The organism is Nonomuraea thailandensis (assembly GCF_024172165.1).
Taxonomy (GTDB): domain Bacteria; phylum Actinomycetota; class Actinomycetes; order Streptosporangiales; family Streptosporangiaceae; genus Nonomuraea; species Nonomuraea thailandensis.
Map to the genome: position 1 here is coordinate 10712314 of NZ_JAMZEB010000002.1, position 19886 is coordinate 10732199.

Below are 19886 nucleotides of genomic sequence, written 5' to 3' on the forward strand. Positions count from 1 at the left end.
TACGTTGGTCAGAAGGATCGGTCAAGGGCAGGCCCGCGCGAGCAGGCCGTTCGCCTCGCGCGGGCTAGAGCAGCCGCTCGCCCTGCGCGTGCGCCTCCTGCCGGACCGCGGTGAGGAAGGCGTGACGGAGCTGTTCCCGCGGCAGCTCGTCCCGCCGGCTGTGCTGGTAGGTGTGCCAGCAGGTCTGCATGCCGTTCAGGAGGTTGTCCAGCAGGTCCGGGGCGGGACGGGCCGGGTTGAGCGGGGTCAGCGGCACGTGGACGGTGTCAGGGGAGAGGTCCAGGTCGGGATGGTCGGTGTGGGTCTTGTCGAGGAGCTCCCTGGCGGCGGTGACCCGCTCGTGCAGGCCGGTGATACCGCGCAGGTGGCCCTCGCCGACGTTCAGGGCGGTGCGGATCAGGGGCATGACCACGTGCCGGGGCCGGCCGCCGGCGGTGATGAAGGAGGCGATCTCGGTGAGGCTCTCGACGGCCAGAGGCTTGCCGTGCTGCTCGGCCGAGGCGACGACCTGGATGGGGTGCAGGCCGGCCTGCCGGGCGGCGACGGTGACGGCGGCGTGGAACCAGTGGGCGGCGGCGACGGCGGCCGCTGCGGGGTCGATCTGGGTCAGCAGCGCCGGGCAGCCGAACGGGTCCGCCCGCAGGAGGGTGTCGGCCTGCGAGATCTGCAGGGGCGAGGCGTCCTCGCGGCTGAGCGCGACGGCCTGCTCGGCCCGGTCGGACAGGTCGCCCAGCTCGGCCTGCTCGACGGCGGCCAGCTCGGTGGCCACGTCGGCGGCGATCTGTGTGGTGAGCTGGGGGGTGTCGAGCGAGCGCAGGGTGCGCGCGACGGCCTGCGCGGCCCGCCCGACCTTGGTGCCGACCGGCTCGCCCGCGGCCTGCCCGGCGTCGATCAGCAGGGGGAGCACGGTGGCGAAGGCGTCGCGTTCCTGCTGCCTGCGCCGGCCGACGCTGTCGGGCCCGTGCTGGTCGGCCGCGCTGGCCGGATGCGTGTAGGACCGCCAGCAGAGCTGCGACAGGGCCGTCAGGTCGGCGGCGAGCCGGCGCAGCTGCTGCCGGTCGAGCTCCGTACGGGGGAGCTCGGTCACCACGGCGGCGGCGTCGCCGATGCCGGTGCTCCATGAGGCGACGAGCGCGTTGCAGGCGTCGTCGATGGCATACCGAGTCACGAGGACCTCTTCACGCAGGGGGGCAGGCGGTGAGTGCCATGCTCAGGATGCTCGATCCACCGCTGGCGTGAAGCCTTTTTGACGTTGTTACGGGTCCCTGATCAGCGCATTTGCCGGCAGATGCGGGAGTAAGTCCGTTCAGGCGGCGCCGCTGCGCGCCGCGACGACGGCCAGCGTCGTGTAGGGCACGGTGAAGCGGCCGCCGATCGCGTCGATGGCCGCTCCGACCCCGTCGAGCACCTCGGCCAGCTTGTCCGCGGGGAGCCGGGTCAGCGCGCCGGTCGTGGGCAGCAGATCCAGCCACTCCTCACGCGTGTAGGGCTGCTCCCACGCGAAGTGCCACCGCTCCGGCTCGCCGAACCCGCCGGCCTCCCGGATCCCGTCGGCGAACTTGGCGAACATCGCCTCGTAGACGGCCAGGGCGTGCCCCGGCGCCTGGTCGCTGAACGGAGAGTCGGGCACCACCCGGCGGTAGACCGCGGCGTAGGCCTCCGCGATGGCCGGCGGAGCGTTGAACACGTGCGCGAACAGCGCCAGGCGCCCGCCGGGCCGCAGCACCCGCGCCGCCTTGCCGGCCCCCGCCACCGGGTCCACCCAGTGCCAGGACTGTCCGGCGACGACCGCGTCGAACGAGCGGCCCGCCGGATCCCACGCCTCGAACGTGGCCACCTCGACCGCGATCCCGCCGCGCCGGGCCACCTCCGCCATGCGCGCGTCGGGGTCGACGCCCAGCACCGTGCAGCCGGCCGCCTGGAACTGCCGGGCCTCGATGCCGGTGCCGCAGCCGACGTCGAGCACGTCGGGCCCGGGGGCGGCGGCGACGATCCGCTCCACCAGGGCGTCGGGGTAGGAGGGCCGGGCCCGGTCGTAGCGCTCGGCGTCCGTGCCGAACGACTCCGCGATCTGCCTAGCCTGGTGCGCCTGAAGGTGCTCATGCGATGAAGTGGGCATGCGCCCACCATAGTGACCAAGCGCCCACTAGACAAGCAGGTCTTGCCGCCTTACACCTGTAAGGGATACCGTCCTTACATGTGTAAGTCTGGCTTTGGAACGCGTGAGGATTCACCATGAAGACGGACAGGCTCGCGGGCGCATTGCTCATCGCCGGCATGCTCGCCGGTGTGCTGAGTGTCGTCCCCGCTCTTGAGGAGCCGGATTATCTCGCTCTCATTCCCGCACACGAGAGCCAGTTCATCCTCGGCGCCATAGCCCAGTTCGTCATGATTCCCGCCTATGTCGGATTCGCGCTCTGCCTGTATCCGGCATTGCGGGCGGAAAGCGCAGCGCTCGCTCCGGGCTTCCTTGGATTCAGGCTGATCGCGGCGACATTCCATTTGGCGGGCGTGATTATCCTGCCCCTGTTCCTCGTGCTGGGCCAGGAACACGCCTCGGCCGCCCCCGGCGTCGAGACGCTGGGCGAGCTGCTGCGCACGGCCCGCGACCTGGTCAACCACGTCGCGCTGATCCTCGCCCTCGGCCTCGGAGACCTCCTGCTGTTCCGCATCCTGCACCGGTCGCGGCTCGTCCCGCGCTGGCTGTCCGCATGGGGACTCCTCGGCACGGGAGCGGCGATGACGGCGAGCTTCCTGGTGCTCTCCCAGGTGACCGGCGTGGTCACGCCGCTCTACCTGACCATGAACGCGCCGCTGGCCCTGCAGACCCTCGTCCTGGCCGTCTGGCTGATGACCAGAGGTCTGACCCCGGCGGCTCGCCCTGACTACGCTGATCGTCATGGGAGACGATGAGGCGACCCTGCGGGAGGACGTGCACCTGGTCGCGGACGCCCTCTCCCGCTGGAGATCAGCACCGTGGAGCGGGAGCGACTCCGACGGGATGGAGCATGGTGGCCGATCGGCTCGCTGCCCGCTCCCGTTAGTCAGGAGGTCGCGCCGACCCAGCGGTGATAGGCGTCCACGTCGACGTTGCTGCCGCACACGATGGTGACCACGTGCCGGCCGGCGAAGCGGTCACGATTCTCCTGGATGGCCGCGACCCCGAGCGCGGCCGACGGCTCCACCACGAGCCCGCCGTGGTGAAGCAGCATCCGCATGCCGGCGACGATCGACGCCTCCCGCACCAGGACGGCGTCGTCAGCGACCAGCAGGAGATCGTCCAGGACGGCCGGGATCGGGCACCGGCCGGCGACCCCGTCGGCGATGGTGTCGGTCGATTCGGTCGTGATGACCCGCCGCTCCCGCCAGGAGTACGTCATCGCGGGCGCGCCCACCGGCTGGACGCAGATCACCTCGACGCCGGGCGCCAGGGCCTTGATCACGTGACCCACGCCGGTGGCCATCGCCCCGCCGCCGAGTGCGATCAGAACGGCGTCGAACGGCGGCGTGCTCTCCACCAGCTCCAGGCCGATGGTCGCCGCGCCCTCGCAGGTCTCGAGGTCCAGGCTGTCCTCCACGAGCCGGATGCCGTCGTGCCGCGCGAGGTCCGCCGCCCGCTCGCGAGCCCGGTCGAAGTCGCCGTCCACCAGCTCCAGCCGGGCGCCCAGGGCGCGGATGCGATCGAGTTTGGCCACAGGCGCGGAGCGGGACGCCACGACGGTGACGTCGAGCCCCCGGCTGCGGCCGGACCAGGCGAGGGCCTGGCCGAGGTTGCCCGCGCTGGCGCACACCACGGCTCGCCGGCCGTGCTCGGCGAGCAGGCTCGCGACCACCTCGGTGCCGCGGCCCTTGAAGCTGCGCACCGGGTTCGCCGTTTCCAGCTTGATGCTCACCGAGCACCCGAGGGCGGGCTCCAGCGCCTCGCACCGGTACAGCGGGGTGTCGAGGAAGACGGGGTCGATCAGCCGGCGGGCGGCCCGGATCCGGGCGGTGTCGAGGCGGGTCCCCTGCATGACACAGCAGCGTAGCGCCGCGCCGTACGGGAAGATCAACGGGAGAGCCGGAGGCCGGGATCCCGACGTCGTTCGAGGGGTGCCGGCGCGTCAGTAGCGGGTGGCGCGTACTTCCGTCACGGTGAAGTCGTCGACGGCGCCGCGGCTCTGCAGGAGGAAGCCGACCAGGCCCGCCACCGCCTCCACGCCCTCAGCCGCGCGCGCCTGCCCGGTGAGGAGGAAGACCAGGGGGGTCGAGGGCTGGTCGAGGGCGAAGTGGCGGCCATGGCGGTGCACGTCGTGCAGGACCTTGATGGGGATGGGCCGGGGCGAGGTGAACCACACCACGGCGGCCCACAGCGGCAGGGCCGGGTCGGGCGCGGTCGCGGCGCGGTAGCACGGCACGCAGCCCTGGCCGACGTGCCGCCCGTGGGGGCACGTCCATCGGGCTGTCTCAGGGTGGGACTGGTCGCCCATGCCGAAGATCGCGGTTTCGACCACGCGACGGTGCGTGCCGCGCACGCTGGGCTCGCTGATGATGATGAATCCTCCCGAACTGTCGCAGGACCGGCCGGCGACGAGAGCACCGGGGAGGCGCGGCGCCCGTCACAGCTTCACGAGTTTGGCGTACGGTGAGGCGATTCGATACGTGGCCGCGCCGAAATCGATGAGAACAGCGTCATCCTGATCGACCGCGAGAACTCGGCCGAGGCCGTATTTGTCATGGCTCACCCGGTCTCCGGCCGCGAACTGCTCGACAGGCGGGGGAGGTATTTCCGGGGTGTCGAAGGGGCTGCCCGGCAGGCGCCGCCGACCGGCCGGAGAAGTACGTCTCATTGGGCAAGTATGCGCCCCGGCGGCGAATAAATCGACCCCGATGGGAAATGTGCCCGTCCCGTTCGGGTCCGGCGGGGGCGGCCGGGCCGTGCGCGCCGGGCTCCGCGCGACGGTGACGGGGCCGGTCGGGGCCCTGTGGCGGCGGGGAGACGGCGGGGTGGGGACCCGAAGGCCGGGCCCGCGCCTGAGCGCGGACCCGGCCTCGTGATGTGCCAGGTCAGGCGGTGACGATGTTCTCCGCCTGCGGGCCCTTCTGGCCCTGGACGACGTCGAAGGACACCTTCTGCCCCTCGGTCAGCTCACGGTAGCCACCGTTGGCGACGATGTTGGAGTAGTGGGCGAAGACGTCGGCGCCGCCGCCGTCCTGCGCGATGAAGCCGAAGCCCTTTTCCGAGTTGAACCACTTGACGGTGCCGGTGGCCATGTCGATCTCCTTCAGACAGTGCCGGGAAAAACTGGAGAATTCACACCTCGTGAATCTCGTGCCGCCGCGATGAGCCCATCCGGAAAAGCCGGAAAACAGAAACGCGCCCGTCGATCAATCTACAGGCGCGCATAAAGTCTTTATGGGTACCATAACTGCAACGCTCATCAGGCTAGCACACTTTCCGGTGATCCTCGCTCAAGAAAATCTGTGTCGTCGCAGTCCACTCGGCACGGACCGGGGGAGGGTCAGGGCTGCAGGAGCACCTTGATGGCGCGGCGTTCGTCCATCGCCCGGTACCCCTCGGCCGCCTCGTCCAGGGGCAGGGCCAGGTCGAAGACCTTGCCCGGGTCGATGGTGCGGCTCCAGATCAGGTCGATCAGCTCGGGCAGGTACTGACGCACCGGCGCGGGGCCGCCGTGCAGGTGCACCACGGAGTCGAACAGCAGGTCACCGGGCAGCGCCACGTCATGGGCGACCCCGACGAAGCCGACGTGCCCGCCGGGGCGGGTGGCGCGGATGGCCTGCAACATCGACTCCTGGGTGCCGACCGCCTCCAGGACGCTGTGCGCGCCCAGCCCGCCGGTCATCTCCCTGATCACCGCGACGCCGTCGTCGCCGCGCTCGGTGACGATGTCGGTGGCGCCGAACCGGCGGGCCAGCTCCTGCCGCGGCGCGTGCCGGCTCATCGCGATGATCCGCTCGGCGCCGAGCTGCCTGGCGGCCAGCACCCCGCACAGCCCGACCGCGCCGTCCCCGACGACGGCCACCGTCCTGCCCGGCCCCGCCTGCGCCGCGGCGGCCGCGAACCAGCCGGTGCCCAGCACGTCGGAGGCGGCCAGCAGGCTGGGCACCAGGTCCGCCTCCGGCATGCCGGGGGTCGCCACCAGCGTGCCGTCCGCCAGCGGCACCCGCGCGAGCTGCGCCTGGGTGCCGATCGTGCCCATCAGCACCCGCCGCACGCATGCGCACTGGTAGCCCGACCGGCAGATCTCGCAGGTGTTGTCGGAGGCCCAGAACGAGCCCACCACGAACTGGCCCGGCCGGATCGTGGTGACCTCGCCGCCGACCTCCTCCACCACGCCGACGTACTCGTGCCCCAGCGGCGCGGGCCCCTCGGCCGCGTCCACCCCGCGGTAGGGCCACAGGTCCGATCCGCAGATGCACGTCGCGGTCAGGCGGATGATCGCGTCCGTCGGCTCGACGATCACCGGGTCCGGGCGGTCCTCGACGCGGACGTCGCCTGGGGCGTACAGAACTGCACCGCGCATGGTGGATCTCCTTCGGACGTCTCCGTCTGCTTCCGCGGCGGTCGCTCCCGCCCCTCAGACGCCCTGTTACCGCCAGCGCCCCGGATGGTCCGCGCCCGGCGAGAAAATGGCCGTGTCCGTAAGGTTGCTTTGCCCGTCCGGTCAGTTGTTCGCGATGAAGTCGGCGACCAGCCGGTTGAACTCGTCGGCGTGCTCGATCATCGCCCAGTGCCCGCAGCGGTTGAGCACCACCAGCCGGCTGTCCGGGATGTTGGCCAGCAGGTACAGCGAGGTCTCGAAGGAGACGACGCGGTCGTCGCGGCCGTGGATGAGCAGGGTGGGCGCCTGGATCGCCGGCAGCAGCTCCGGCCTGACCCACTTCGGCAGCGGGGCGCCCTTCGGCAGGCCGTCCACGTAGTTGCGCAGGTGGTCGGGACGGGCGAGCGCGGCGTCCGATCGTGCCTGGCACAGCTCGGGCGTGGCGAACCGCGCCTTGTCGTAGACCATGATCTCGACGAGCCGGCGCATGTTCTCCGGGCTCGCGTCGCGGTAGGCCTCGATCAGCACCTTCAGGCCCTCGGACGGGCCGTCGCCGGCGCCGAAGAGCGTGGGCGTCCGGCCGACCGGCGGCCCCATGGTGACCAGGTGCGAGATCCGGCCGGGGTGCTCGGTGGCCAGCCGCAGGGAGGTCTGCCCGCCCATCGAGTTGCCGACGAACGCGGCCCGCTCGATGCCGAGGGCGTCCAGGAACTGGATCGCCGCCTCCACGTGGTCGAGCCGGTCGACGGTCGCCGCGTCGGACTCGCCCCAGCCCGGCATGTCGACGGCGTGGACGTGGAAGCGCTCGGCCAGCGCCTCGATGTTGCCGGCGAAGTTGCTCCACCCTGTCGCGCCCGGGCCGCTGCCGTGCAGCAGCACGACCGGGTGGCCCGAGCCCGCCTCGTAGTAGCGGAGCTTCCAGTCCTCGGTCTGGACGGTGCGCGCGAGGTCCTTGGGGTCGAGTGCCATCACTTGGCCTCCTCGTTCGGTACGGGCGCGGCGACCAGCAGCCCGGCGACGACGCCCGGGGAGCGGTGGCCCCAGCTGTGCAGCTTGTCGAGCGTCTTCACCTCCCACGTCTCGTCGTCGATGATCAGCCCGCCCCAGCCGTACTCGATGCTGAAACCCGAGGGGGTGAAGACGTAGAAGCTGAACATGTGGTCGTTCGGATGCATCCCGAGCGTCATCTCGAACGGCTGCCTGGCGTCCATGCACCGGTCGTAGGCCAGGCCGACGTCGCGGATGTCGGTCACCTCGACCATGAAGTGATGGGTCTTCTTCGGCGACGGCAGGTCGCCGAAGGCCACGGTGTGGTGACGGCCGTTGCAGTGCAGGAAGATCAGGTCGGCGACCACGCCCGGGGCCAGCTCCTCGACGATGATGTCGCTGATCTTGAAGCCGAGCAGGTCGAGGTAGAAGTGCAGGTACGCCTCCCGCGACACGCCGTGCGCCAGGAGCACCTGGTGGCCCGCGCCGCCGGCGCCCGTCACGAACCCCCCGAGCAGCTTCGCGGACTCGAACGGCGTGGCGGCGTCGGCGAGGCCGGTGACCAGCTCGACCCGGTTGCCCATGGGGTCGGCGGTGACGAAGACGCGCTCGACCTTGCGGGCGGCGGCCAGGGCGGCGTCGCCCTCCGTGACCTCGACCCCGGCAGCGCGGACCTGCCCGACCAGCGCGTCGAGCGCGGCGGCGTCCGAGACCTCGTAGCCGGTGGCCACCAGGTCGTCGGCGGGCCCCTCGGTGACGATCCAGCGGTGGGCCTTCTCGTCGGTGCGCAGGGTGAAGCCGCCGTCGATCTTCTCCGCGACCTGCATGCCCAGCAGCTCGACGGCGAAGTGCTCCCAGTCCGCGAGGTCGCCGACCTCGTAGACGACGTATCCGAGCTCCTTGACTCCGAACATTCCTCTTCTCTCCTTCTCAGATGATCGAGCTCAGGCGGGGACGGCGAGACCGCTGACGTCCGCCGCGGCGACGAACCTGTCGGGGCGGAGCGCCACGGCGCGGGCGCCGTACCTGCGCAGCCACGGCAGGAGGACCTCGTCGAGGTCGACCAGCTCGTCCGGTCCCCGCGTGTACGCGCTCTTCGGCCGCACCGCGACGTAACGGGTGCCGAGCGCGTCCCAGCCGGCCCTCTCCTGCGCCGTCAGCAGGGTCGCCGGGTCGACGTCGTCGCCCAGCAGCACGAAGCCGTCGCCGAGGAGGTCGTCCAGGCGCGTCATCCGGCCGACGGCGTCGCCGGCGATCGGCTGCGGGACCATCCGGCCGACGATGCTGGCGTCGCCCAGCGGCCCCCTGATCCATCCGCCCTGGAGCACCGGCGGAGCGGTGAGCGGCGGCTCGAACGGGGTGACCGTGTCCTGGGGGACCGCGTTCATCGCGGCCTGCTCCTCCCGCGACAGCTCCTGCTTGATGACCCGCCCGAGCTGGACCGCGAGCCCGGTGTAGAAGGCGGCGTCCGGGCGGCGTTCCGCCTCGTAGGTGTCCAGCCAGCTCTCCGGCAGCTCGCCTTTGATCACGCGGGCGAGCTTCCAGCCCAGGTTGTGGGCGTCGCGCATCCCGGTCTGCATCCCGGCGCCGGCCCACGGCGGCATCAGGTGGGCCGCGTCCCCGGCCAGGAACACCCGGCCGCTGCGCCAGGTGTCGGCCATCCGGACGTGGTGCCTGTAGAAGGCGTGCTGGTGGATCTCGACGTCGTCCTCGGTGACGCCGAGCGCCTTCAGCAGCGGCCACACCTCGGCGCTGGTCGGGTAGTCCGCGGGGGACTCGTCGGGCCTGAGCGGGATCTCCCAGCGGTGGTTGCCGGCCGAGAGCGCGATGTCGACGACCGGCCGCTCCTTGTCGGACCAGAAGGTCAAGAAGTCCCGGTCGGGCCACCACCGCTTGACGCGGCAGTCGATGACCACCCACGTGACGTCGTTGGTGTCGCCCAGCAGGCGGCAGCCCACCTTGCCCCGCGTCGTGCTGCCGCCGCCGTCCGCGGCGATGGCGTACCGGGCGCGGGTGGTGCGGATCTCGCCCGTCGCGGTGTCCGTCGAGGTGACGGTGACGCCGTCGGCGTCCTGGCCGATCCCCGTGACCTCGGCGCCGTAGTGGACGGTGACGCGGTCGCCGCGCTCCTGGGCGGCCGCGCGCAGCTCGGTCTCCATCGTCGGCTGGTAGATGTTGTAGAAGCGCGGCCTGCGGCCCAGCGTCGAGGGCGGGTGCTCGATCCGCATGATCTCCGTGCCGCCGTAGGTCACCCACCGCAGGGCCCGCTGCGGATCGATCTTCTTCTCGATCCGCTCGTCGATGCCGAGGTCCTGGAAGATCCGCATCGTCCAGTCGTTGACGGTCACGGCCCGGGCCCGGGGATAGAGGTCCTTGTCCCGCTCGAGGGCGACGGCGGAGACGCCGTACCTGGCGAGGGTGAGTGCGGCGATCACGCCGGTCGGGCCGTATCCGACGATCGCGACGTCCGCATCGTAACTCTCGGTCATGCGCTGACTCCTTCTCGGCCGCCCGTGCTCGTTGCGGCACTTTTGGACCAAACGTTCGGTCCAATAGTGAGGAGGGTAACAATGACCTGCGGCGACATGTCAAGAGCCGTTCGGAAGATCTCCCACGGCGCCGGGCCGAGCCGCCGTCCGCGGCTCCCTAGACTTCGACACGTGGACACGCAGGAGGCGCACACCGGGAACCGCCGCGGCCGCCGGTCGAGGCAGGAGATCCTCGACGCGGCGGCGCGGGTGATGTCCGTGCGCGGTTACGCCGGCACGTCGATCTCGACGCTGGTGAAGGAGACGGGCCTGCCGAAGAGCGCCTTCTACCACCACTTCGAGTCCAAGGCGGGGCTGCTCTCCGCCGTCATGGCCCAGGGGGCGCAGGGGTTCTTCGAGGCCATGCGCCAGGCCCACCGCGACCCACCGGAGGGCGGCACGCCGCGGGAGCGCCTCGGGTGGTACCTGCAGAAGACGGGCGAGGTCTTCGTGCACCGGGAGGAGTTCCTCCGGCTGTTGCTGGTGCTCGTGATGAGCCGCGAGGCCGCCGAGGCGCGGGAGGCGATGGACACCGTGATCGCGGTCCGCGACGAGGGCCGCGACTACATGCGGCACATGATCCGCTCGTCGTTCGCCGGCGAGGGCGAGGACACCGCGGACGCGGTCGCCGGCGCCCTCGCCCACTTCGGCATGGCCGGGTTCGACGGCGCGTTCGTCTCGCTGCAGTCCGAGGACGGCAAGCCGGTCTCGGAGTTCATGGAGCAGCTCGCCGACGCCATGGTGGCGATCGGCGAGGCGGTGATCGCGCGCCGCTGAGGCGCCCCTGTCAGGCGGTCCGCGGCTCGCGCGCGGCGGCGATCGTGAGCGCGATGTCGACGATCATGTCCTCCTGGCCGCCCACCAGCCGGCGGCGCCCGCACTCCATGAGGATGTCGCGGACGTCGAGGCCGTACCGCGCGGCGGCGGCCTCCGCGTGGCGCAGGAACGACGAGTAGACGCCGGCGTACCCCAGGGTGAGGGTCTCCCGGTCGACCCGCACCGGGCGGTCCTGCAGCGGGCGGACGAGGTCGTCCGCGGCGTCCTGGAGCCGGAACAGGTCGCACCGGTGCTCGAAGTCCGAGAGATCCGCCACCGCGATGAACGCCTCCAGCGGGCAGTTGCCGGCACCCGCGCCGTGACCGGCCAGCGACGCGTCGACCCGGCGGACGCCGTTCTCGACCGCGACGACGGAGTTGGCGACCGACAGCGAGAGGTTCTCGTGAGCGTGGATGCCGATCTCGGTCCCCGGGTCCAGGACGTCGCGGTACGCGCGGACCCGCGCGGCCACGTCGTTCATCGTGAGCCGGCCGCCGGAATCGGTCACGTAGACGCAGTGCGCGCCGTAGGACTCCATCAGCTTCGCCTGCCGGGCCAGCTCCCGCGGCGGGGCCATGTGGGAGAGCATCAGGAATCCGGCCACGTCCATGCCGATCTCGCGTGCCGCGGCGATGTGCTGAGCGGAGATGTCGGCCTCGGTGCAGTGCGTGGCGACGCGGACGGAGCGGACGCCCAGGTCGTAGGCGCGCTTCAGCTCGTGCACGGTGCCGACGCCCGGCAGCAGGAGCGTGGTGAGGCGGGCGTTGACCAGCACCGACGCCGCGGCTTCTAGCCACTCCCAGTCCGTGTGCGACCCGGGGCCGTAGTTGAGCGACCCTCCGGCGAGGCCGTCGCCGTGCGCGACCTCGATGGCGTCCACGCCGGCCCGGTCGAGCGCGGTGACGATGCGCTTGACGTCCTCCAGACCGACCCGATGGCGTACGGCGTGCATGCCGTCGCGCAACGTGACGTCCTGGACAAAGATCGGGGTACCCATCAGAGGCCCGCCTTCCGTGCCGCGATGCGTTCCGCGACCCGCAGGCCGGCGGAGGTCATGATGTCGAGGTTGCCGGCGTAGGCCGGGAGATAGTGCGCGGCGCCCTCGACCTCGAGGAACACCGACACCTGGTGGGTGGGCCGGGCGGCGCCGCCGGCGAGGAGCGTGCCGACCGGCTGGTCCGGGGGGACCTCGGTGATCTGCACCTCCTGCTTGAGCCGGTAGCCGGGGACGTAGGCGGCGACGTCCGCGACCATCTTCTCGACCGAGCGGCGGATCTCCTCGCGTACGGCCGGGTCCGGCGCCGCGACGAGGCAGAAGATCGTGTCCCGCATGATCAGCGATGGCTCGGCGGGGTTGAGCACGATGATGGCCTTGCCGCGGCGTGCCCCGCCGACCTGCTCGATGGCGCCCGAGGTGGTCTCGGTGAACTCGTCGATGTTGGCGCGCGTGCCCGGGCCGGCCGACTTCGACGCGATCGAGGCGACGATCTCGGCGTACTCGACGGGGGCCACCCGGCTGACGGCGGCGACGATCGGGATCGTGGCCTGGCCTCCGCAGGTGACCATGTTGACGTCGGGCGCGTCGAGATGCTCCTCCAGGTTGACGGCGGGGACGACGTACGGTCCGACCGCCGCCGGGGTCAGGTCGATCAGCCGTTTCCCGAGCGGGACGAGCCTGGCGGCGTTGACCTCGTGCGCCTTGGCCGAGGTCGCGTCGAAGACGATCTCGATCTCGCCGAAGTCCGGCAGCCCGATGAGCCCGTCGAGGCCCTCGTACGTGGTCCGCACGCCGAGCCGGGCGGCGCGCGCCAGGCCGTCCGACCGGGGGTCGATGCCGACCATGGCCCCCATCTCGAGGTGCCCCGCCCCCCGCAACACCTTGATCATCAGATCGGTGCCGATGTTGCCCGATCCGATGATCGCGACCTTCGTCCTGCTCATGATGCTGCTCCTTCGGTGAAACGGGCCGTCACCGTGCCGAGGCCGGACAGGGTGGCGGTGACGGTGTCGCCGGCGGAGACCGGCCGCATCGGGCCGAGCGCGCCGGAGAGCACGACCTGCCCCGCGCGCAGCGGCTCGCCGAGCTCGTACGCGGTGCGGGCCAGCCACACGAGCGCCTCGATCGGGTCGCCCAGGCAGGCCGCGCCGGTCCCGGTGGAGACCTCCTCGCCGTTGACGCTCATCGACATCACCACGTCCTTCGGCTCGAACGCGTCGAGGGCGTGGCGCCGCCTGCCGAGCACGTACGCGCCCGAGGACGCGTTGTCGGCGACCGTGTCGCCGAAGGTGATGTCCCACCCGGCGATCCGGCTGCCGCAGATCTCGAGGGCGGCGACGCCGTACTCGATCGCGTCCCGGACCTGCGGGGCGTCGAGCGGCCCGCCGGCCAGGTCGGAACGGAGCACGAAAGCGATCTCCGCCTCGGCCCGTGGCTGGAGCACCCGCCCGGCGGGGATCGTGTCGCCGTCGGCGTAGGCCATGTCGTCGAAGAGGACGCCGAGGTCGGGCTGGTCGACGCCGAGCTGCCGTTGCACCGCCTCCGAGGTCAGCCCGATCTTGCGGCCGACGATCCGGGCGCCGGCGGCGAGACGGCCCTCGGTCAGCGCGGCCTGGACGGCGTACGCGGCGGCCAGGTCGTCCGGGCCGATCAGGTCGCGCACGGGGGCGCAGGGCACGCCCGACGCGGCCGCCCCGGTGAGCCGCTCGACCGCGGCGACGATCTCGGGCCGGCCGGCGGCGGCGAGTCCGGTGGTTTCTTTCACACCCCCACAGTGCAGGCACGATGCGGTGCCGACCAGCACATCGTCTCGCTCAGCGATACGCTGGAGGTGTGCCGGAGACAGCGGACCTCGACACCGTCCTGGGCAAGGCGGTGACGATCCTGCGTGCCTTCAGGCCGGAGGACCGGGTCGTCAGCCTCGCGGAGCTGGTGCGGCGTACCGGCCTGCACAAGGCCACCGTGCACCGGCTCTCACGCGACCTGGTCGCCAACCGCCTGCTCGACCGCGCCGACGGCGGCTACCGGCTCAGCGGCGGCCTGTTCGAGCTCGGCATGCTCGCCTCGCTCGAACGCAGCCTGCTCGAAGTGGCGATGCCGTTCCTCCAGGACCTCTACGAACGCACCCACGAGACCGTCCATCTCGGGGTGCGAGACGGCCACGACGTCGTCTACATCGCCAAGATCGGCGGCCACCGCCAGGCCAGAGCGCCCTCGCGCCCCGGCGGCCGCATGCCGCTGCACTGCACCGCGATCGGCAAGGCGCTGCTCGCGTACGCCGACGCCGACCTGCAGCGCGAAGTGCTGACCGGCCCGCTCGAACGCCGCACCCCGCACACCGTGGTCGCGCCCGGCATCCTGGGCAGCCAGTTGCAGCGCGTCGCGGAGACCGGCGTCGCGTTCGAGGCGGAGGAGTCGGCCGTCGGGCTCCTGTGCGTCGCCGCGCCGGTACTGGGCCGCGACGACGAGCCGCTCGCCGCGATCAGCGTGGCGGGTCCCACCGGGAGGTTCCGGCCCGAGGGGCAGGCGGTCGCGGTACGCGCGGCGGCGGCCGCGCTCGGCAGCACCCTGAGCCGACGCGACCTCCTCCGGTGACCTACACGTAAGGGTGGAGACGCACCGTCGAGCCGACCAGCGGCGTGCGGCTGTAGGCCGCGCGTGACAGGTGAACGCCGGCGGCCCGCTCCGCGAGCGCCAGGGCCGCCGAGGTGTGTCCGGGCTCGTCGCCGTCGCCGTGGAGCCCGAGGTCGGCGACGTCGCTCTGGAAGCGATCGGGATCCGTGCCCTCTCGGAACCGATAGCTGTACAGGCTGAAGGTGGTGATCAGGTCGCCGTTCTCATGGAAGGAGAAGTCGGCTCCCTTGATCGTCACACGCACGGTCGCGGCGGCCGACCCCTCGGACAGAAGGCCGGCTTGATCGCGCAGGACGCCACCCCATCCGTACTCGACCAGGGCCGTTCCGCCCTTGGCGCGATAGGCCGCGACGCCGAAACCCTCTCCTTCCATAGGGCTGCCCGGAACTACGTCGATCCGGCGCAGAGCGTCTCCCGGAAGCACGTCCCGCACGAAGGCGGCGCAGAGCCAGGCATCGCCCACGCCGTCCGTGAACTCCTGGTACAGCCACTCATAAGTGGCTGCCATCGCCTTGACCATGGCCGTGAATCTCCCGAAGCTCGACGATCGAGACGATCTTCTCAGAGGCGCACGGATATCAGGCCAGGTAACTGCCGAAGTGGTGCTCCACGAGGCCCCGGAACGACCGGTAGCGGATCAGCCATGGCAGGGGCCTTGGCTGCCGGCAGGGCGCTGCTCCCGCTGGTCCCCGCCATGGCGACGGCGATCCGCTGTTATCCCGTGCAGCGCAGGCGGACGAAGGCGCTCCACTTGTACCATGGGTCGCCGGTGATCGGGGTCACCACCGGCGGGACGATGTGATCGCAGGTGACATCGAGAGTGCCGGAGGTGACCGTGGCCGAGATGGTGGCTTCCTGGACGGCGCCCGCGATCGCCAGCTCGGCTGTCCGGTCGCGGAACGATTCCCAGAACTCGGCGGTGCCGGCGGACGCGGGCGGCCCGCTGAACGCCACGAGGGCCGCGGTGGCCGGCCCGACAGAGGCCGGAACGAGCCGGCGCATGAGGATTCGCACTGCTCTTGCTCCCTTCCGTGAAGAGCGTGGAGGGCGGCCGTTCCAGCCGCGCCCTTGACTCATGAGGGGCTGAGGCAACTTTCAACTATTGCCGCCACGATTGTCGGCGCCGGCAGCGATGGGCACTAGATGAAGGTGACTGCTCTACTCGCCCGGTCACGCAGGGTCACCAGGAACGTGCGATCACCCGCCTGCAGCGACCCGGCGCGGCGGCTGGGCTCACCGCTACACCGGGGCACGCCCGCCGCTGCGGGACGGCGTCTCTGAGGCAGCCGCTCCATCGCGGTCGCCGGGCGGCGGCTGCGGCGATGGGTGCAGGGCGTGCGGTGGCAGGTGCCGTTCGAGCCTGATGCCGCACACGATCGCCACGCCGTTGGCCACGGCGAGCGCCAGGAAGGGGACGGCATGGCCCCGGTCGAACAGGGTGGTGAAGAAGATCGGCGCGATGATCTCGGCGGCGATGAAGGAGTACTGGAACATCGCGAGGTACCGGCCGCGGGCCCGGTCCGGAGAGATGGCGGCGGCGAGCGCCATCGAGGCCGGGGCGTGCATGATCTCGGCGATGGTGAACAGGAGCGTCGCGATGACGAGCACCGCCGCCGCCCACGCGCCGCGACCCTGGGCGATGGCCGCCAGGGACAGGCCCCACCCCGACCACAGTGCCGCGGCGACGCACAGGACTCGGGTGCGGCGCAGGCCGGACAGCCTGCGGGTCAGCACGCTGCCCGACGCCGTGATGAGCACCGCGTTGCCGACCAGGACCACCGAGGTCAGCCAGGCGGGGCCGCTCAGGGCCGTTCTGATGAAGGTCGGCAGCGCCAGCCCGAGCATGAGGGTGGACAGCGCGTAGATGACGTTGAGCGCGGTCAGTCCCATGAACGCCCGGTCACGGGCCATGGCGCGGTAGCCGGCGACGGGAGGCGCGTCCGGGTCCGGGCGGTGCGGCAGGCGCAGCAGGGCCGCGAGTGCGAGCGCCGCGAGCAGGAAACAAGCGAAGGAGGCGTACGCGATCGCGTGGTAGGCGGCCGGGCGGCCGTCGGTGATGACGAGGCCGGTGATGAACCCGCCCGCACCGATCCCCACCGTGCGGGCGATGTTGGCCCGTGCGTACCACAGGTCCTTGCCGGCGGAGCGGTGGTGATCGGCATGGTCGGCGATGAGCGTGAAGATCGACGACCAGTAGAGCCTGACCCCGACGGCTCCCACCGAGGAGGCGAGGAAGATCCCGACGGGCTCGTGCACCCGGACGTAGGCGAGGAAGGACAGAGCTTGGAGGAGTTGGGCGACGATCACCAGCGGACGCGCGCCGAACCGGTCGGCCAGCAGACCGGCCCACAGCGGGATCGGGACGGTGATCAGGTTGGCCGCGCCGAGGAGCGTGCCCAGCAGCGGCAGAGGGACGCTGGACAGGGCGGTGAAGTACACGATCGACAGCGGCATGAACAGCCCGCTGCCGATGGACGCGAGCACGACGGACGCGATGAGGGCGGCCGAGCCGCGGCGCGGCAGGACGGCCGGCGTTGCGGATGACATGGGTGACCTCGGATTCAGCGCAGGAGGATCCCGGGTCGGCGAGCTTGGGCTCGAGGACGTCCTGGCCGCGGCGTGCACGGCGGGTGAGAACGCTCAAGGAGGCGACCATCGGGGCGGAGCCGAAGGGAACCCGCGTGACAAGCGGCACGAGCACGAAGAACTCGCCTCTGCGGCGACGCGTGATCGGCTGTCACGACAGGCTCGGTCACTCAGCTAGACATCCATGAGCTGCATGCGGCGATCATAACCAGACCTGCGCCGTGGCGGCAGCCCCCTTCGAGGGCATGAGGGCAGGCGCCGGCCGGTGGGCGTCGTCGCCCCTGCCGCCGGCCGCCCGCCCTGGAAGCGTCAGCACTCGACGTCGAACTCGAGCTCGTCGTAGCGGCGCTCCGCGATCTGCTCCCGGGTCCCCGAGACGAGGGTGATGCAACCGTCCCCGAAGGCCGGGCTCTCCGGCATGGAGAGGAACAGAACCTTCCCGCGGTCTTCCACCGGGTTGTGCCAGGCGCGGGAGCAGCCGCCGAGCTGGATGTCATATCTCCACCGGATGCCGGGAATCTCCCCTATTTCCTCGATCAACTTGGTCACGAGGCGGGCCCGCTCGGCGTCGTCCCCGGCGTAGTCGGCCGCTTCCGCGATCTCGGGCCAACGGAGATCAGGCTTGGTGGTGCCCGGGACCGCGTAGAGCGGGAACGGCTCGTGAGACTCCGGCTGCGAGCGTCGTTCGACGGTCTCGGTGCCCGCCGGCAGGTGGATGAGGAAGCCTTCGTCGCAGTCGGTGACCTCGGCGAGGACGACCAGGTGGCCGTCGGCGGGAAAGTCGATGTCGAGGACGCCGGTGGGCAGGGCGGCGCAGTCGATGGTCACCACGTGCGGCACGTACGAGGGCACTCGCACGTGCTCGGGCAGATGGGCGAGCCCGCGGGCCCGGGCGGCCGGACGGGCGTCCTTCTTCAGCTCCTCCGGCAGTTCGTCGTAGGGACAGAGGTAGACGCAGGGGCGCAGGAGGCGGATGAACGCCTCGGTCACCGGCTCGGGTATCCCAAGGGCTCGCCCGGCGTCGAGGACGGCCTCACGCACGCTCGTATTCACGGACGTCACACTGCCACGCGCCACTGACATCCCCCCGCGCCCCGGCCGCGACAGGGCAGGGACGGGGTCCACCTCATCCGTCATGCGGCCCGGCCCTGGATGCCCTGGATCGCGATGTCCAGCAGCCGGCCCGCCTGCTCGTCGTCGCCGTGCTGCTCGGTGGCCAGTGAGATGGCGTTGACGAGCGCGAGCAGGTCCTCGGCGCGGACCCCGGGGCGTACGGCGCCCGCCTGTTGTGCTCGTCGCAGGAGCTCGCGCGCCGCATCGGTGATCATCGCCTGGCAGCCTTCGTTCTGCTCCAGCAGGTCGGCGTCCCGGCTGCCGTGCAGCAGCGAGGCGGCCAGACCGCGGCTGGCGCTCGCGTAGGCGTTGAGGTCCGCCAGCCAGGCCAGGAGCGCGGGGCCCGGCTCGCTCTCCTCGGCGCGTCGCGCCGCCATGGCGCACAGCTCCTCGACGCGGTCGTGGAAGACGGCTTCGAGCAGGGCCCGGCGGGAGGGGAAGAGGCGGTGCAGCGTCGCCGACCCCGTCCCGGCTTGACGGGCGATCTCCTTCAGAGCGGCCTCAGCGCCGTCACGTGCGAAGACGTCCCGGGCCGCGCTGACGATGCGGTCGTAGTTGCGCTGGGCGTCCGCACGCAGGGGCCGTCGCTGGACGGCGTGGGGCATGGCCTCCTCCAGGCTTTTGACAAGTGGGCTGGCGCTCCGGTTAGAGTAGCCGAACCGTAAGTGGGCCGCGAGCCCACTTATGTTCCGAACGATGGGGGAGAGATCATGCGCGCCGTGCAATACACCCGTTTCGGCCCTCCCGAGGTGCTGCGCGTCACCGACGTGCCCACGCCTCGGCCCGGGCCGGGAGAGGTGCTCGTCGAGGTCCGCGCCGCGAGCGTGGACGCCGGAGAGCTCGCCTTCCGCGCCGGCCGACTGCGCGGCATCGCCCGAGCCCGATTCCCCCGCGGCCTGGGAGGCGACTTCACCGGCCGCGTCGCGGCCCTGGGCCCCGGAGCGCACGCCTGGAGCGAGGGGGAGGAGGTGTGGGGGTTGATGCCGCACTTCGCCTTCGGCGCCATCGCCGACTACGTCACCGTCCCCGGACAGCGGCTCGCCCGAGCCCCCAGGAACCTGACCCTGCTGGACGCCGCCGCCCTGCCCTCGTCGGGCACCACCGCCCTGACCGCCCTGACCGACAAGGCCGGCCTCACCAGCGGCGAACGGCTCCTGGTCCGCGGCGCCACCGGCGGCGTCGGCAGCATCGCCGTACAACTGGGCAAGGCGCTCGGCGCCCACGTCACCGCGCTCGCCGGCGCCCGCAATCTCGGTTGGGTCACCGAACTCGGCGCCGACGCGGCCCTGGACTACCGCACGACCCGGCCGCAGGACCTCGGCCGTTACGAGGTGATCCTCGACGTCGTCGGCACCGACCTCGGGGCCTACCGGTCCCGGCTCAGCCGGCGCGGCCGCATGGTCGCCCTCGCCTTCGACCAGGACCGCATCCTGACCTCCATGGCCACCACGGGACTGCGAGCCGCCCTCTCGCCCCGGCGCATGAAACTCTTCAGCAACAACCCTTCCCCCGCCCGCATCGCCGAGCTCACCGCCGCCGCCGAGGCGGGCGGCATCCGCCCTGTGATCGACACCGTCTACCCGATCGGCGAGGTCGCAGAGGCTCACCGGCGACTCGAGGCCGGCGGAGTCCGGGGAAAGCTCATCATCGACATGCAGCGCTGACCCGTGCGCGCCGCGGCGC

22 protein-coding genes are annotated in these 19886 nt (G+C 71.5%); 4 read left to right on the forward strand and 18 right to left on the reverse strand.

Features of this window, described 5'->3' with window-relative positions:
* Window positions 1-64: 64 nt before the first annotated feature.
* Both HD597_RS53745 and HD597_RS53750 read right to left on the reverse strand, forming a co-directional pair.
* Window positions 65-1168: a hypothetical protein gene (locus HD597_RS53745; protein ID WP_253755694.1), complete on the reverse strand. Its 1104-nt coding sequence runs from the start codon at window positions 1166-1168 to the stop codon at window positions 65-67.
* A gap of 138 nt (window positions 1169-1306) precedes the next feature.
* Complete coding sequence (locus tag HD597_RS53750; protein WP_253755696.1) at window positions 1307-2119, reverse strand: class I SAM-dependent methyltransferase; 813 nt, start codon at window positions 2117-2119, stop codon at window positions 1307-1309.
* A gap of 116 nt (window positions 2120-2235) precedes the next feature.
* Between HD597_RS53750 and HD597_RS53755 the strand changes: the two genes are divergently transcribed.
* The gene (locus HD597_RS53755) at window positions 2236-2913 is read left to right on the forward strand and encodes a DUF4386 domain-containing protein (RefSeq protein WP_253755698.1); all 678 of its coding nucleotides are present in this window, start codon (window positions 2236-2238) and stop codon (window positions 2911-2913) included.
* Between the two features lie 131 nt (window positions 2914-3044).
* On the opposite strand, the gene HD597_RS53760 is transcribed toward HD597_RS53755, so the two are convergent.
* From HD597_RS53760 to HD597_RS53795, 8 genes are all read right to left on the reverse strand, one after another.
* Window positions 3045-4013 (reverse strand): threonine ammonia-lyase, encoded by a 969-nt coding sequence (locus HD597_RS53760; RefSeq protein ID WP_253755700.1) that lies wholly within the window; start codon window positions 4011-4013, stop codon window positions 3045-3047.
* A gap of 90 nt (window positions 4014-4103) precedes the next feature.
* Window positions 4104-4493, reverse strand: coding sequence for a hypothetical protein (locus HD597_RS53765; protein WP_253755702.1), 390 nt, complete (start codon window positions 4491-4493; stop codon window positions 4104-4106).
* 105 nt (window positions 4494-4598) lie between these two features.
* Window positions 4599-4829 carry a hypothetical protein gene (locus tag HD597_RS53770; RefSeq protein WP_253755704.1) on the reverse strand — a complete coding sequence of 77 codons (231 nt, stop codon included), beginning with the start codon at window positions 4827-4829 and terminating at the stop codon, window positions 4599-4601.
* A 217-nt stretch (window positions 4830-5046) separates the two neighbouring features.
* The gene (locus tag HD597_RS53775; protein ID WP_253755706.1) at window positions 5047-5253 is read right to left on the reverse strand and encodes a cold-shock protein; all 207 of its coding nucleotides are present in this window, start codon (window positions 5251-5253) and stop codon (window positions 5047-5049) included.
* A 248-nt stretch (window positions 5254-5501) separates the two neighbouring features.
* Window positions 5502-6524 carry a zinc-dependent alcohol dehydrogenase family protein gene (locus HD597_RS53780; protein WP_253755708.1) on the reverse strand — a complete coding sequence of 341 codons (1023 nt, stop codon included), beginning with the start codon at window positions 6522-6524 and terminating at the stop codon, window positions 5502-5504.
* A gap of 141 nt (window positions 6525-6665) precedes the next feature.
* Window positions 6666-7511 carry an alpha/beta fold hydrolase gene (locus HD597_RS53785; RefSeq protein WP_253755710.1) on the reverse strand — a complete coding sequence of 282 codons (846 nt, stop codon included), beginning with the start codon at window positions 7509-7511 and terminating at the stop codon, window positions 6666-6668.
* Window positions 7511-8443 carry a VOC family protein gene (locus HD597_RS53790; protein WP_253755712.1) on the reverse strand — a complete coding sequence of 311 codons (933 nt, stop codon included), beginning with the start codon at window positions 8441-8443 and terminating at the stop codon, window positions 7511-7513. Before HD597_RS53790 ends, HD597_RS53785 begins: the two co-directional genes overlap by 1 nt.
* Window positions 8444-8473: 30 nt before the next feature.
* The gene (locus tag HD597_RS53795) at window positions 8474-10018 is read right to left on the reverse strand and encodes a bifunctional 3-(3-hydroxy-phenyl)propionate/3-hydroxycinnamic acid hydroxylase (protein ID WP_253755714.1); all 1545 of its coding nucleotides are present in this window, start codon (window positions 10016-10018) and stop codon (window positions 8474-8476) included.
* Window positions 10019-10189: 171 nt separating this feature from the next.
* Here HD597_RS53795 and HD597_RS53800 point away from each other — a divergent pair, with 171 nt between their 5' ends.
* A complete protein-coding gene (locus tag HD597_RS53800) occupies window positions 10190-10834 on the forward strand; it encodes a TetR/AcrR family transcriptional regulator (protein ID WP_253755716.1) in 645 nt (214 codons plus the stop codon).
* 10 nt (window positions 10835-10844) lie between these two features.
* Here HD597_RS53800 and dmpG read toward each other — a convergent pair whose 3' ends face one another.
* The 3 genes from dmpG to HD597_RS53815 are packed head-to-tail and all read right to left on the reverse strand — an operon-like array spanning window position 10845 to window position 13635.
* Entirely contained in the window at window positions 10845-11870 is a 1026-nt protein-coding gene (gene dmpG / locus HD597_RS53805; RefSeq protein ID WP_253755718.1) for a 4-hydroxy-2-oxovalerate aldolase, read from the reverse strand.
* Entirely contained in the window at window positions 11870-12814 is a 945-nt protein-coding gene (locus HD597_RS53810; protein WP_253755720.1) for an acetaldehyde dehydrogenase (acetylating), read from the reverse strand. Before HD597_RS53810 ends, dmpG begins: the two co-directional genes overlap by 1 nt.
* Window positions 12811-13635 (reverse strand): 2-keto-4-pentenoate hydratase, encoded by an 825-nt coding sequence (locus HD597_RS53815; RefSeq protein ID WP_253755723.1) that lies wholly within the window; start codon window positions 13633-13635, stop codon window positions 12811-12813. The genes HD597_RS53810 and HD597_RS53815 overlap by 4 nt, the downstream gene beginning before the upstream one ends.
* A gap of 68 nt (window positions 13636-13703) precedes the next feature.
* Here HD597_RS53815 and HD597_RS53820 point away from each other — a divergent pair, with 68 nt between their 5' ends.
* A complete protein-coding gene (locus HD597_RS53820) occupies window positions 13704-14465 on the forward strand; it encodes an IclR family transcriptional regulator (protein ID WP_253755725.1) in 762 nt (253 codons plus the stop codon).
* A gap of 1 nt (window position 14466) precedes the next feature.
* Here HD597_RS53820 and HD597_RS53825 read toward each other — a convergent pair whose 3' ends face one another.
* The 5 genes from HD597_RS53825 to HD597_RS53845 all read right to left on the reverse strand — a co-directional run bounded on the left by HD597_RS53825 (window position 14467) and on the right by HD597_RS53845 (window position 18808).
* Window positions 14467-15024 carry a DUF6461 domain-containing protein gene (locus HD597_RS53825; protein WP_253755727.1) on the reverse strand — a complete coding sequence of 186 codons (558 nt, stop codon included), beginning with the start codon at window positions 15022-15024 and terminating at the stop codon, window positions 14467-14469.
* Between the two features lie 194 nt (window positions 15025-15218).
* Window positions 15219-15518 carry a hypothetical protein gene (locus tag HD597_RS53830; protein WP_253755729.1) on the reverse strand — a complete coding sequence of 100 codons (300 nt, stop codon included), beginning with the start codon at window positions 15516-15518 and terminating at the stop codon, window positions 15219-15221.
* Window positions 15519-15743: 225 nt separating this feature from the next.
* Entirely contained in the window at window positions 15744-17051 is a 1308-nt protein-coding gene (locus HD597_RS53835) for an MFS transporter (protein ID WP_253755731.1), read from the reverse strand.
* 348 nt (window positions 17052-17399) lie between these two features.
* Window positions 17400-18143, reverse strand: a complete 744-nt coding sequence (locus tag HD597_RS53840) for a hypothetical protein (protein ID WP_253755733.1) — start codon at window positions 18141-18143, stop codon at window positions 17400-17402.
* Window positions 18144-18223: 80 nt separating this feature from the next.
* Window positions 18224-18808 carry a TetR/AcrR family transcriptional regulator gene (locus HD597_RS53845; protein WP_253755735.1) on the reverse strand — a complete coding sequence of 195 codons (585 nt, stop codon included), beginning with the start codon at window positions 18806-18808 and terminating at the stop codon, window positions 18224-18226.
* A 105-nt stretch (window positions 18809-18913) separates the two neighbouring features.
* Here HD597_RS53845 and HD597_RS53850 point away from each other — a divergent pair, with 105 nt between their 5' ends.
* Entirely contained in the window at window positions 18914-19867 is a 954-nt protein-coding gene (locus HD597_RS53850; protein WP_253755737.1) for an NAD(P)-dependent alcohol dehydrogenase, read from the forward strand.
* The last annotated feature ends 19 nt before the right edge of the window (window positions 19868-19886 follow it).